13 protein-coding genes are annotated in these 13,025 nt (G+C 65.1%); 10 read left to right on the forward strand and 3 right to left on the reverse strand.

Translation table 11 applies throughout. The features are described from left to right. Nucleotides 1-238: 238 nt before the first annotated feature. Nucleotides 239-2,809 (forward strand): protein kinase domain-containing protein, encoded by a 2,571-nt coding sequence (locus tag FIV42_RS23435; RefSeq protein ID WP_141200041.1) that lies wholly within the window; start codon nt 239-241, stop codon nt 2,807-2,809. Here the strand turns inward: FIV42_RS23435 and FIV42_RS23440 are convergent. Then, entirely contained in the window at nt 2,806-3,876 is a 1,071-nt protein-coding gene (locus FIV42_RS23440) for a hypothetical protein (RefSeq protein ID WP_141200042.1), read from the reverse strand. The genes FIV42_RS23435 and FIV42_RS23440 overlap by 4 nt on opposite strands. Nucleotides 3,877-3,972: 96 nt before the next feature. Then, a complete protein-coding gene (locus FIV42_RS23445) occupies nt 3,973-4,602 on the reverse strand; it encodes a CDP-alcohol phosphatidyltransferase family protein (RefSeq protein WP_141200043.1) in 630 nt (209 codons plus the stop codon). A 77-nt stretch (nt 4,603-4,679) separates the two neighbouring features. Between FIV42_RS23445 and FIV42_RS23450 the strand changes: the two genes are divergently transcribed. Both FIV42_RS23450 and FIV42_RS23455 read left to right on the forward strand, forming a co-directional pair. Then, entirely contained in the window at nt 4,680-5,276 is a 597-nt protein-coding gene (locus tag FIV42_RS23450; RefSeq protein ID WP_141200044.1) for a DUF924 family protein, read from the forward strand. A 19-nt stretch (nt 5,277-5,295) separates the two neighbouring features. Then, entirely contained in the window at nt 5,296-5,799 is a 504-nt protein-coding gene (locus FIV42_RS23455) for a hypothetical protein (RefSeq protein WP_141200045.1), read from the forward strand. On the opposite strand, the gene FIV42_RS23460 is transcribed toward FIV42_RS23455, so the two are convergent. After that, nucleotides 5,777-6,970 carry a hypothetical protein gene (locus FIV42_RS23460; RefSeq protein ID WP_141200046.1) on the reverse strand — a complete coding sequence of 398 codons (1,194 nt, stop codon included), beginning with the start codon at nt 6,968-6,970 and terminating at the stop codon, nt 5,777-5,779. The two genes, FIV42_RS23455 and FIV42_RS23460, sit on opposite strands and share 23 nt — an antisense overlap. Before the next feature lie 149 nt (nt 6,971-7,119). Between FIV42_RS23460 and FIV42_RS23465 the strand changes: the two genes are divergently transcribed. From FIV42_RS23465 to mnmH, 7 genes are all read left to right on the forward strand, one after another. Continuing rightward, on the forward strand, nt 7,120-8,007 hold the full coding sequence (locus tag FIV42_RS23465) for an endonuclease/exonuclease/phosphatase family protein (protein ID WP_141200047.1): 888 nt from the start codon (nt 7,120-7,122) through the stop codon (nt 8,005-8,007). Nucleotides 8,008-8,102: 95 nt separating this feature from the next. Then, nucleotides 8,103-8,645: a hypothetical protein gene (locus tag FIV42_RS23470; protein WP_141200048.1), complete on the forward strand. Its 543-nt coding sequence runs from the start codon at nt 8,103-8,105 to the stop codon at nt 8,643-8,645. A gap of 105 nt (nt 8,646-8,750) precedes the next feature. Then, nucleotides 8,751-9,557, forward strand: a complete 807-nt coding sequence (cysQ, locus tag FIV42_RS23475) for a 3'(2'),5'-bisphosphate nucleotidase CysQ (RefSeq protein WP_141200049.1) — start codon at nt 8,751-8,753, stop codon at nt 9,555-9,557. Nucleotides 9,558-9,569: 12 nt separating this feature from the next. Then, nucleotides 9,570-9,809, forward strand: a complete 240-nt coding sequence (locus FIV42_RS23480; protein WP_141200050.1) for a hypothetical protein — start codon at nt 9,570-9,572, stop codon at nt 9,807-9,809. A 3-nt stretch (nt 9,810-9,812) separates the two neighbouring features. Further along, nucleotides 9,813-10,217 carry a hypothetical protein gene (locus FIV42_RS23485; protein WP_141200051.1) on the forward strand — a complete coding sequence of 135 codons (405 nt, stop codon included), beginning with the start codon at nt 9,813-9,815 and terminating at the stop codon, nt 10,215-10,217. 108 nt (nt 10,218-10,325) lie between these two features. Further along, nucleotides 10,326-11,861, forward strand: a complete 1,536-nt coding sequence (locus FIV42_RS23490) for a hybrid sensor histidine kinase/response regulator (protein ID WP_141200052.1) — start codon at nt 10,326-10,328, stop codon at nt 11,859-11,861. A 49-nt stretch (nt 11,862-11,910) separates the two neighbouring features. Beyond that, nucleotides 11,911-12,930 carry a tRNA 2-selenouridine(34) synthase MnmH gene (mnmH, locus tag FIV42_RS23495; RefSeq protein ID WP_141200053.1) on the forward strand — a complete coding sequence of 340 codons (1,020 nt, stop codon included), beginning with the start codon at nt 11,911-11,913 and terminating at the stop codon, nt 12,928-12,930. Nucleotides 12,931-13,025 lie beyond the last annotated feature (95 nt).

The raw sequence follows: 13,025 nt of genomic DNA on the forward strand, positions 1-13,025 counted from the left end.
AGCGAGAGCTGGAAGCACTCGCACCGATGGTCCGTTCGGTGCGTGGGCATCTTGCCCTCGTAAGCGAGAGCTGGAAGCACTCGCACCGGTGGTCCGTTCGGTGCGTGGGCATCTTGCCCTCGTAAGCGAGAGCTGGAAGCACTCGTACCGATGCGGCTTTGAGTTCATCGACGAAGTCGTTACACTCGCCCGGCAACGAAACGCCCCCACGGACCTCAGCCTTACGAGACGCATCACCATGAGCGACGACAGCTCAAAACTCCCGGGTTCGTCGGCCTCGACGCACCTGCAAGGCGACGAGTCCGCCGAAGCCCTCGCCGCCACGATGGTCTTGGGCGACGGCCCCGAGAGCAGCCCGAGCGACTCACGCGAGCCGCCGCGTCAACAGCTGGCCACCAACCAGACCGGCGCCCACGTCGTCGACGGGCGCTACCGGCTCGTCGCCTTGTTGGGGCAGGGGGGCATGGGCAACGTCTACAAGGCGCGCGACCTCGAGCTCGACGAGATTGTGGCGCTCAAGACGCTCAAAAAGGAGCTGGTCGACAACGAGAAGGCCGTCGAGCGCTTCCGCGCCGAGGTGCGCCTGGCCCGTCGCGTCACCCACCACAACGTGGCGCGCACCTTCGATCTGGGCATGTGCGGCAATATCCCGTACCTGACCATGGAGTTTGTCGAGGGCGACGACCTCGGCTGCGTGCTCGAGCGCAAGGGCCGGCTGTCGGTCGAGCGCTTCATGGCGTTGGCGCGCCCGATTTGCCACGCCCTGGCCTCGGCACACGCCGTGGGCGTCGTCCACCGCGATCTCAAACCCCAAAACGTCATCGTCGCCAAGAGCGGACGCGTGGTGCTCACCGATTTCGGCATCGCGCGCGCCACCCAGCGCACCGAGCGCCTGACCGGCGAGGGCGTCCCGTTGGGCACGCCCGCCTATATGGCCCCCGAGCAGGTCCAGGGCGACGTCGAGCTCGACGGGCGCGCCGACATTTACGCGCTCGGGATCATGTTCTTCGAGATGCTCACCGGAAAGCTTCCCTTCGTGGGCAACACCCCCATCTCGACCGCGCTCGCGCGGCTCGTCGAGGAGGCTCCCGACCTGCGCGACTACCGCGAGGACGTGGCCGACGAGCTCGTGCAGGTCATCGACCGATGTCTGGCGAAAGACCGCGAGGAGCGCTTCGCCACCGTCGAGGCGCTCATCGAGGCCCTCGAGGCGGCCTTCGAAGGCAAGCCGATAAGCCGCGAGACGCCGACCTCGACCCCCGACGCGCAGTCACCGATCTGGGCGCGGGGCGACTTTTTGCGCGACTTCCACACGAGCCAGCCCGTCCAATCACCGAGCGACTTCGCGCGCCTCGACTCGCGGCCGACCTATTCGACCAGACCGGATGCGGCTAAACCCAATGCTATCAGACGAGACGCGACCAAAGCCGTGGCGGTGCTCCCGTTTCGCCACGGCGGCGCCGAGGACGACGTCTACGTGGCCGACGGCCTCACCGAAGACCTCATCGACGAGCTGTCGATGAGCCAGTCGCTCAAGGTGCGCCCCCGCGGGGCCGTGATGCGCTACAAGCAGACCGACCTGTCGCCGCGTGAAATCGGCGACGAGCTCGGCGTGCACGTCATCGTCGACGGCTCGGTGCGACGCTCCGGCGACCGTCTGCGAGTGCGCGTGGGGCTGGTCTCGGTCGAAGACGGCTTCCAGATCTGGGCCAAACGCTTCAAGGGCACGTCGGCCGACCTCTTCGACATCAGCGAGGACGCCTCGCGCGCCATCGTCGACGCGCTCACCGCCGACAAGTTGGCCACTCCGCAGCCGGTCGCGGCCGACTCGAGCGCCATCGACCTGTATCTGAAGGCGCGCCACGAGCTGCACGCCAGTTGGTTCGGCGACGTCAACGGGGCGGTCAACCTCTTCGAGCAGGCGCTCGCCAAGACCGCCGACGACCCGCGCATCTTGTCGGGCGCCGCGCTGGCCCACGCCCGCGCCACCTTCTACGCGGGCCGCGACCAAGACCGGCACTTCGCCGCCGCGCTCGAGTACGCCAACCGCGCCCTCGACATCACCCCCGAGCGCCCCGAGCCGCGTCTGGCGCTGGCGCGCGTCCACTTCGACCGCCTCGACTACCGCGCCGCGCTCGCCGAGCTTCGCAAGGCCATCGCCGCCGCCCCGTCAAACGCCGACGCGCACGACATGCTCGGCCGGCTCTTGCGCGAAATCGGCCCGCTCGACGCCGCGCTCCACCACCTGCGCACCGCCCTCGAGCTCAACCCGTACCTGACGAAGGCTCGCTGGGACATGGTCAACATCTACGCGCTCCAAGGGGAGTGGGACGAGGTCGACCGGCTGCTCGCCCTGGAGGTCGACGGCGAGACCAAGCTCAACGTGCGCGAGGCCGCTCGCACCCGCACCGATGCTTGGCGCGACGACCCTCAATGGCTCGCCGAGGGAGAGACGCGCCCGGTCACCGCCGAGAGTCCGCCCATTCGGTTTATGTGTGAATATCGCCGCCAGGCGGTGCGCACCGGCGAGGTGACCGAGGCCCACTTGGCGTTCCATCGCGAGGCGATGGCCGGAAGCGTCGAGGGGAGCCGATTCCGCATCATGGTCCACCAGCTCACCGCCGAGAGCTTCGCCACGGTGGGGCACTACGACGAAGCCGTCGACCAGGTCGCCGCGGCCGTCGACGCCGGCTTGCTCGACCTGATGTGGCTGGACCACTGCCCCATCTTCGGGCCGATGCGCGACGACCCGCGCTTCGAGGAGTCTCGAAGGCGGGTCGCCACACGCGTCGAACAGATTCTTTCTTAAGAATTGTCGGCTTCTCCAGCCTCTCCATCCTTCTGGGCGTGCTCGGCGTGCTGCTCGAGCTTCTCGACGACCCACCGGGCGCGCTCGCTCATCGCCTCGTCACCCTCGCCGTCGACCTCGTCGCTGCGCTTGGCGATGACGTCGCACCACTTTTGCAACAACTCGGCCGGGATATGCGTCCAAGATTCGACGTCGTGGCGGTCCTTCATGAGGTCGCGGAACGCGTCGCAATGCTCTTCGACGTCGTTCGTGCGCATCAGCGCGTGGAAGCGCTCGTTTTGCTTTTGCCACTTCTTGGTGCGCGACTTGTCACGCGGCCTCGCGACGGTCTGCTCGCTCCAGTGCACCGAGGCGGTCGGATCGACAGGGGCTGTCTGCTCGGCCGGAGCCTCGGCGACCGGTTCGGGGGCCGCAGCAGGCTCGGGAGCAGGCTCGGAGCGAGACGGCGCGGGGGAGGGCCGACGTGACGGCTCGTCGACATCCTCCATCTCCTCGGGGGTATACACGCCGACCAACACGTCCTGATACTCCATGCGCGCCAGGTTCATCGAGGCGCGCGCGGCGAGCAGGTTTCGCGGGTACTTGCGCCACGTGCCGCTCCCCCACAGCCCGGCGACCTGTGCGTCGTGCTTCGAGAAGGTGTAGCGCGTCGGCTCCGGGTTGCCGCGCCGCTTGGTCTCCCAGGTCGAGTACTCGTCGGTCGACTCGATGCAGGTAAAGTACTCGCAAGCCTCCGACGCCTTGACCACGCCCACGGCCAGCGCCGCCGGCATGGTCACCTTGCCGTTGATGACGTTGAGGTTTTGCAGCGCATTGACCGCCGACAGCCCCAACTCCGCGCCGCGCTGGATGATCAGCATGGCGTCGGCGGGAGACTTGATGTGGCGCGGGCACAGGTCGCTCTGGACGACGATCTTGCAGTAGCGCATCAGCTCGGCCAAATCGCGCGGCTCGTAGCGCCCGGTGCCGAGCGCACCCGTCTGACGCGACGACGCCGCTGCGCGACCGTGAGCATCGCGCGGTTCGCTGGTTGCTTCCGGGGTCTTCTGATTCGGTGGTGTTGCCATGGTCCTCTCTCTTTCGAGTGGAAAAACGACGTTATCTGAGGACCACTATACAGCACTGAACGCATGTTCGGTAGCGTGAAGTTTTGTTGTGGATATTCAGTCGTTTGTCTCGGTGTTGGTCGGGGCGGGGTTGCCTCGGATATGCCGAGAGTAGAACTGGATATAGTCGACCGCGGCCACGGCGCTGAACGCGATGGTCAGCACGGTCAACCAGGTAGGCACCTCTCGCCAGATCAACAGCGTGAGCAGGAAGGCGAATTGCAAGGCCGTGGTGAGCTTGCCCACGATGCGAGGCCCCATGCGCTTGAGCTCGGAGCGGTCCCCGAACAAGAGGATGAAGATGCAGGCCACCGCCACGGTCACGTCTCGCAGGGCGATCAAACCGAGGATCGGCAGGCTCAACCAGCCTTGCCACACGAAGGTGAAGAGCATCGCCACGATGAACAGCTTGTCGGCGACCGGATCGAGCATGCGCCCAAATTGGCTCTCGACGCTCCAGAGTCGGCTCAGCGCGCCGTCGAGCCATTCGGTCAGCGCAGCGACGGCTAGCACCCAGAGCCACCAGTCTTGGGGCATCGCCGGGAACGCGAACGCCAGCCCCATGCGCAGCACCGTGAGGCTGTTGGGGAAATACCGCTTGAAGGTGCGTGCGGGCGGCGAGTGGTCGGAGGCATCGGCGCCGAAGATCTTGAAGAGGTTCTCCGTATGGATTTGTTGGTCACTCACGTCTGCACTGCCTCCTTCACGTGTGCTCGGTTTGCCACTAAGATCTTCACACACAACCTCGTCTCAAGGAGATAACGATGGAAAAGCAGCAAGAAATTCTCGACTTCTGGTTCGGCAGCGACTACGTGCCCGAAGAAGGCGAGCCCGAGTTTCGCAAAGAGTGGTTCATCAAAGACGACGCCTTCGACCGGCGCATCGAAGAGCAGTTTGCCGAGGACCTCGAGCGGGCCATCCGCGGCGAGTACGATGACTGGGCCGAGACGCCGCGGGGTCGCCTGGCGCTGATCATCTTGCTCGACCAGTTCTCGCGCAACCTCTTTCGCGGCTCGCCGCGCTCGTGGAGCCAAGATCTCCTGGCGCTCAAGCTCTCGCTCGAGGGCATCGACAAGGGCCACGATTTGGAGCTGGGCGTGGTCGAGCGCGGCTTCTTCTACCTGCCCATCGAGCACTCCGAGGACATCCATCTTCAGAATCTGTCGGTCGAGAAGTTCGGTGAGTTGCTCGAGATCGCCCCCGAGATTGCCGGCGGCGAGAACGGGCTTTACGACTACGCGGTTCGCCACCGCGACGTGATCGAGCAATTCGGACGCTACCCGCACCGAAACGAGGTGCTCGGGCGTCCGAACACGCCCGAAGAAGAAGAGTTCTTGGCCAAGCCGGGCGCAGGATTTTAAATGACTGCACGGAGATAAGGTGAACGTTCCCCGACACCCCAAGATCATGGCCCGTTCGCTGCCGGAGGCCAATATGGAGGTCATCCGGCTCGGGCCGAACACGGCGGTCGTCTCCATCGGCTCGCCGGATGGGCCGTTGCCGTACGGCTTCGAAGAGGACAACCCACTGCACCTTCGCCTCGAGTTTCACGACGTCCTCAACCCCGACCCGGGCGCCTACGACGACACCGACGCCGAGATTCGGCCGCCGAAGCGCGAGGATGTGGAGTTGATTCGCCGCCACGCCGAGTCGCTACGCCAGGCCGGGGTGGTCTACTGTCATTGCAACGCCGGCATCAGCCGGTCGACGGCGGTCGCCTATATCCTGCGCTGCATCTGGCGCGGCCCCGGTTGTGAAGAGGAGTGCCTCCAGGCGGTGTTCGACGACCGTCCGGAGGCCGAGCCCAACGAATTGTTGGTGCGATATGCCGACGAGATGCTGCGCCGAGGAGGGCGCATGCTCACTGCGTTGAGTGCTCGCTAGTCGGAGCGAGCGCGCGCCCAAACTGCACTCCTTGCTCGAGCCAGTCGGTCAGCCCCAGCCCCAGCACCGCGGCCACCACCGCCGAGGAGCGGTTCTCCGGCAGTGGGAGCGCGTAGCTGAGCACATCGCCTTGGCGCGAGACGTCCAGCGCGTCGATATAGCTCTCTCCAAGGAAGGCGACGATCGCGCCGGCCGACGCTTCCAGGAGCGTCTCGCCGGGCACCACGCGGTCGAGCTCGCGAAACTGCGACTGCAGGCGCGCCAAGTTTCGCTGGACCTCGTCTTCGATCTGGTCGAGCGACTCGGCCGAGCCCCGAAAGCTCGCCTGCACCGATGGGCCGAAGGCCAATATGGCCTCGTCGGCGCTCTCCACGCCGCTCGCGCCCATCTCGGAGCCCGGGGCTGTGGTCGGCATTTCGTCGGCCTGCGCGCCGGCGCCGGCCACGACCAGACGTCCCCTGTCGGTCAACTCGAAGAGCGCCTCGAAACTCGCCAGCCGCTCGGAGTCGGCCAGCGACTCGGCCCCCTGGGCCATCCGAGCGGTCGCTCGCTCGACGGCCATCTCGTCGACGAAGATAGCCACACCCCGAGGCTCCTCGAGCATGACCATCCACAGGTCGAGCTGGCCGGCCATCAATTGCAGAAACTCGCCGGCGAACGCTCCCTCGAAGGGTTGGTCGAGCCGAAAGACCTCGTAGCCGTTCATCTCGAGCTGCGTGGCGCCCTGGGGCGGCTCGAATTGGCCGTCGAAGATGAGGGCGACGCGGTTTTCGCTGGCGGCCATGACCGCCGAGTTTGCCTGGGTCAGGTCGAGGCGAATGCGGTCGCGAAACACCTCGGAGAGACGCTCGCGCAGCCCGGCGGCGCGCTCACGAGCCGAGACGCCTTCGTCAGCAGGCACGAGTTCGCCGAAAAAGGCCCACAGATAAGCCGCGTCGGCAACGGCGACCAGTTCGGTATCGGCGGGAAACCAGCGCGCGCGCTGGTTCAGGTGTTCGAACGCCTCGAAGCGTGCGGGTGCTCGGCGCTCGGCAACGGCTTGTTGGGTGGCTTCGCTCTCGGCGCCGGCCTCTTCGGGCGCGCTCTTGCACCCCCACAGGCCCGCGGCCAAAAGGAGCGTGCTCAGACAGGCCATCAGGGCCAAGCGCGTCGGTCGTCGATTGTCGATCATGGGGTACCCCCTGCCAGCGGCCGAGTTCGGAGTCGATGGGCGGCCGATTTTCCGCGGCTGGTATCACACCGGTGGTTGGCGGTATACTAACGGCGGACACATTGAAAAATATCGACGCATCGCGATAGCGCGCAAAGGCGAGGGTAGAGATGGGCGACGATCTCACCAAATCGAAAGGACTCTCACGCCGCGGATTTCTCCGGGGCATGATCGGGGCGGCCGCAGGGGTCGGCGCCCTCTCGTCGGGCTGCGGGATGCTCTCCACCGACATCGGCCCCATCGCGGTGCGCCACCCCTCTTGGCACGACGATGCGCGCCTGCGCGCCGACCGCGTCGACCCGATCCGCTTGAAAGTCGTCTCCTACAACGTCGCGCACTGGAAGGGCGGCGACGGCAAGACCGACGCCCAACGCATTGTCGATGTCCTGGCGCCGCTCGAGCCCGACGTCATCGCCCTGCAGGAGACCGATATGGCGCGCGTCGACGGCACCGACCAGCCTCGCCTCGACTATATCGCCCAGGCGCTGGGCCATCAGGTCATCACCGTGCCCGACGAGGACGCCGGCTATTGTTATCGCCGAAACGCGCTGATGACGCGCTTTCCGATCAATGAGGTCAACTGCATCGACATTTCGCGCCCCGGGCGCGACAAGCGCGGCCTGCTCGAGGCGGAGTTGATGGTCGGCGACGAAATCGTGCGCGTCATCGGCACCCACCTGGGCCTCGACTCCGACGAGCGCGCCCGCCAGATCACTGACTTGCTCAACTGGCTCTTCGGCCGTCCCAAGCACCGCGGGGCGGTAGTCATGGGCGACTTCAACGAATGGTTTGGCGGCAGCGCCAACTTCGCCGCCCTCGAGCGCTACCTGGGCGAGTCGCGCGGGCCGTCGACCTTCCCGGCCGAAGCACCGCTGTTCCACCTCGATCGCATCTGGTCCAACCCCGTCGACGGCATCAAAAAGGTCGGCGTGCCGCGCAACGCGTTGACCAAAATCGCCAGCGATCACCTGCCCATCTGGGCCCACGTCGAGTTGTAAGCCGGCGGCTTCCTCCCAGCGATGACACGCACCGATACGTGGTCACATTTGTATCGGTAGTCACGTCTGGCTTTCGGCCACGAAGGGAGGAGACGATGAGAATCACGCAAAGCTTGGGCTCGCAGGCGCGTTGGGCGATGGTGTTTCTGGCAGCGCTCGCACTTGTCGCACTCTCAATGGTGTCGTGGGGTTGTGACTCGGACTTCGGCATGGAGTACGCCGACGAGGGGGCCGCCCCGTCGAAGGCGGCTGACCAGGCCGGCCAGGGCGAGGGCGGCGATATCGAAGTCGCCGGGGTCGCCATGGGGAGCGCGATCAGCGCCGAAAAAGAGATCACCCGTCCGACCAAAACCTTTCATCCCGACGACACGGTCTACGTGGGCGTCACCCTGCGCGGCTCCGCCAGCGACACGCACCTGACCGCGCGCTGGTTTCACGGCCCCGAGTTGGAGCAGATTGCCAAGACACGCTTTCGCGCTTCGCCCGACGGGCTGGAAATCACCGAGATGCATATCGGCGAGACCCCCGAGCCTCTCGAGGTGGGCCAGTACCGCGTCGAAGTGCGCATGAACGGCGAGATTGTCGAAGTACGCGACTTCGAGGTGGTCCCCGAGGACGTCGAACTCGAGGGAACGTGAGTTCGAACGCGAGGACGATTCAGGAGCCGGGCTTGAGCTGAGGCGAGCGGCGTTGTATCGGTCATGAGGTCCGCATTCGAACGCAATTTCACCCAAGAGGTTTCGATGCCACAGAAGCTCGAGTTGCTCAGCAGGGACGTCGCTCGGCAGGTTGTCGAGCTCGCCGAACGCGCCGGCGAAGCGATCATGGAGATTTACGAGACGGCCGACTTCGAGACTCAGTACAAAGAGGACGAGTCGCCGCTGACCGCCGCCGACCTGGCCGCCCACCGGGTTCTGGTGGAGGGCCTCCAGAAACTCACGCCCGACGTGCCCGTGCTCTCCGAAGAGTCCAAGGGCATCTCCTACGAGGAGCGGCGCGACTGGGGTGACTTCTGGCTGGTCGATCCCCTCGACGGGACCAAGGAGTTCATCAAGCGAAACGGAGAGTTCACCGTCAACGTCGCGTTGATTCGACGCGACGAACCCGTCATGGGCGTGGTGCATGCCCCGGCGCTCGAAACCTCGTATTACGCGGTCAAGGAGTTGGGGGCGTTCAAGCGCACCGCCGACGGTGAAGAGTCCATCGAGACCTCTCGTGAGGTCCAGCCACCGCTGACCGTGGTGGTCAGCCGCTCTCACCTTCGCGAGCGCGACGAGCAGTTCATCGAGCAGCTTCGCGCCCGTTATGACGAGGTGGAGCTATCTCCGACGGGCAGCGCGCTCAAGTTGTGCCTGGTCGCCGAGGGCACCGCCGACGTCTACCCACGCTTCGGGCCCACCATGGAGTGGGATATCGGCGCGGCTCAGTGCGTCGTCGAGCAGGCCGGCGGCGTCGTGCTCACCGAGGAAGGCGAGCCGCTGCGCTACAACAAAAAGCAGCTCGTCAATCCCTTCTTCATCGCTCGCACCCCGGCCGTCGAGCTTCCCTGAGATGATGGCCAGATGATGGACGTACGCACCACGTTGGAGCGAGAGTTCGGCGGCTCCTGGGACGGGGGCCGCCGTGAGGTTCACGGGTTGGTCGTCGACCGGGAGCGCAAGCTCAAGGTCGAGCTACTGTACTCGCCGTCTCGGAAGATCTGGAACTGCACTTTGTTTTACGGAGGTGCCTGTGTGGGACAGGCCAGCCGCGAAGATCCCGTCGACGCGGTCCGAAACGCCCTCGATTGCTCGAACGATTGACTCATGTGGGAACCTCCTTGGAAGAGGCTCGTCGAGCGCCTCAAAGCCGAAGACTTCGAAAGCACCTACCTCGACCGGCTCGACCGACGCCTGTCGATCGCCGCTGGGTCCAACACCCTCGAAAAAGAAATCATCGAGGAGATGGCTTACGCGTTGACGAAGTCGGGCGACAAGATCAACGTCGCCTTGCTCGAACTCGACGTGCTCCGCCGCGACTACGATAACGCATCCGACCCTGCCGAACGGGCTCGCTTGGCCGACGGGTTCAACGAGAAGCGCCGCGAGGCCATGCGTGCGCGCTGGGAGTTGATGGTTCACCGCGAAGCGCTCGGATTTCTGCGCCACGACGGCATCGAGGAGGATTTTCCCATTCCGCCGCAACTCGGTGCGTTAAAGCAGATCGGGTAAAACCACTGTTGTTTTGACCTTTTGGTTAAACGGAAGGTGACGCCCGTGCTCTCGGCTGGTATTGTGCCGGCCAGTAAACAACAGTTCGAGCGTTTTTAGGTGTCCTTCATGTCCGCCAACTACCCACGCGAGGTTATCATCCGCGCAGTGGAGAGCGTCTCCGACTGCGTCGAGATTACCGACGCACAGGGGCGTATCGAGTACGTCAATCGTGCCTTCGAGGAGAAGACCGGTTGGTCGTTCGACGAGGTGAAGGGCAAGACTCCCGCCGAAGTCTTGCGCAGCGGTGAGCACTCCGACGAGTACTACGACCAGATCTGGGAGCATATCCAGACCGGTGAGCCGTGGATCGGCCGCATGATCAGCGAGGCCAAAGATGGCCGGCGGCTCATCCAAGAGATGCTCATCACCCCCATCAAAGACGACGACGGCGAGATTACCCACTTTATCGCGGTCAAACGCGACGTGACCAAGCGAATCCAGCTGGAGACGCAGCTCCTCGAGGCCGACCGCCTCGCCGCGGTCGGGCGCTTGGCCGCGGGGGTGGGCCACGAGATCAACAACCCGCTGTCGTATGTGCTCGCCAATATCGAATACCTCAAGCGCATGATCGGCAAGCTCGAAGATAGCGTCGAGCAGGCGACCTTGGCCGAGATGAGCGAGGTCCTCGACGAGGCGGCGCAGGGCGCCACCCAGATTCGTGACGTCGTGCGTCTTTTGTCGAAGATGGCTCGCCCCCAGGATTCTTCGGGGCAGGTCGACCTCGAGAAGGTGCTCAACTTCGCGCTGCAGCTGGTCGGCCACGAGCTCAAGCACCGCGTCGAGCTCGATGTCGAGTGCGACGAGCTCGCGCCGGTCATTGGTAACAAGTCTCGCCTGACTCAAGTCTTCGTCAATCTGCTGATCAACGCCGTGCAGTCGATCGAGGTGGGCCACCGCAGCGAACACAAGATTAGTGTGCGCGGCTACATGGACGACGGCGAGGTCGTGGTGCAGGTCTCGGACAACGGCCGGGGGATCCCCGACGCGATCGTCCAACGCATCTTCGAGCCCTTCTTCACCACCAAAGAGGTGGGCCAGGGTACCGGTATGGGCCTTTCGATTTGCTACGGCATCGTCACCGACCTGGGCGGCACGATCAGCGTCGACAGCGAAGAGGGCGTGGGGACGACGTTCGAAGTGCGGCTGCCCCCCGCGCAGCTGCCATCGGACGCGACTTCGACGTTGAGTGATAAGGAGTCGTCGGTCGCCGACAGCGCGCTGCACGTGCTCTTCGTCGACGACGATGCCTTGATTCGACGTGTCGCCGAGCGTTTCCTGACCAAGCATCACGCCTTGGTCATGGCCAGCTCGGGCGCCGAGGCGCTCGAGTTGCTCCAGGGCGTCGATTTCGACGTGGTCGTCTGCGACTTGATGATGCCCGAGATGGACGGCCGCGAGTTGTACGCGCGTTGCGTCGAGCTCGACTTGCCCTGCCAGGACCGCTTCGTCTTCATCACCGGCGGCGCCTTCACCGAAGAGGCGGCCCGCTTTGCCGAGACCGTCGACGCCTCGACGGTGCTCAAGCCGTTCTCACGGCGCGACCTGCTCGACGCCATCTCCGAGGTCGCTGAAGGAGCCGCGGGGAATGTGACACCAGCCTAAGATGTGATCTATGGTGGCCGCGAAGCGTTGAACCTACCCAGGAGGACGCGTGAAACGCTGTGGCGCCGCCGAGTTTCTCGAGCTGGCAAAAGAATATCCCGTCTTCGATGCGCGCACCCCCGCGGAGTTCGAAGACGGCCATATCCCCAACGCCCATAACTTGCCGCTCTTCTCGAACGAAGAGCGCGCCGAGGTGGGAACGCTGTACAAGCAGAAGAGCCGACGCGAGGCGATCTTGCGCGGGCTCGACTTCGTCGGCCCCAAGATGCGCGATTTCATCGAGCTGGTCGAAGAGGTCAGCGAGCCGCCCGGTCCGGTGCTGGTGCACTGCTGGCGCGGCGGTATGCGCAGCTCGAGCCTGGGCTGGCTGCTCGGGACGTACGGCTACGACGTCGTCGCGCTCGACGGCGGCTACAAGGCGTACCGCAACCACGTGCTCGACACCTTCGAGACGAAGCTCCCCCACATGATCGTGCTCGGCGGGCTGACCGGCTCGGGCAAGACCGAGGTGCTCCACGAACTCGCCGCGTTGGGCGAGCAGATCATCGATCTGGAGGGCCTGGCCAATCACCGCGGCTCGTCGTTCGGCGGCATCGAGCGTCAACGGGTCACCCAGCAGCAATTCGACAACGACCTGTCGCGCGTGATCACCGAGCTCGACCCGAGCCGACGCGTCTGGGTCGAAGACGAGAGCCTGATGGTCGGCCGCTGCCGCGTGCCGCACCCGCTCTTCGACCAAAAGAAGGAGGCGCCGCTCGTCTGCCTCGAGGTGTCCGACCGCGATCGCCTCGACCGGCTCGTCGAGGAGTACGGCGAGCACGCCGACGAGGCGTTGGTCGAGGCGTTCGAGCGCATCAAAAAGCGGCTGGGCGGCGAGCGCTACCGGCGCGCCCTCGAGGCGATCGAGGCGGGCGATTTTCGCACCGCCGGCTGCGAGGCGCTGCGCTATTACGACAAGGCCTATGGCTACGGCCTCGAGGAGCGAGACGGGCCGATCATCGCGCGCTTGACCTACGACGTGCGTCCCTCGTCGGCCGAGATCGCGCGCCACTGCATCGAGCAGGTCTGAGACCCGCCAAACAACTGGTTGTCGACACCGCCCACGCGCACTATGTTGGGCGGCGTTGACGTCTTGAATGCTCAGTAGAACTACCCAGGAGAGCT

The sequence above is a fragment of the Persicimonas caeni genome (genome assembly GCF_006517175.1).
GTDB lineage: Bacteria > Myxococcota_A > Bradymonadia > Bradymonadales > Bradymonadaceae > Persicimonas > Persicimonas caeni.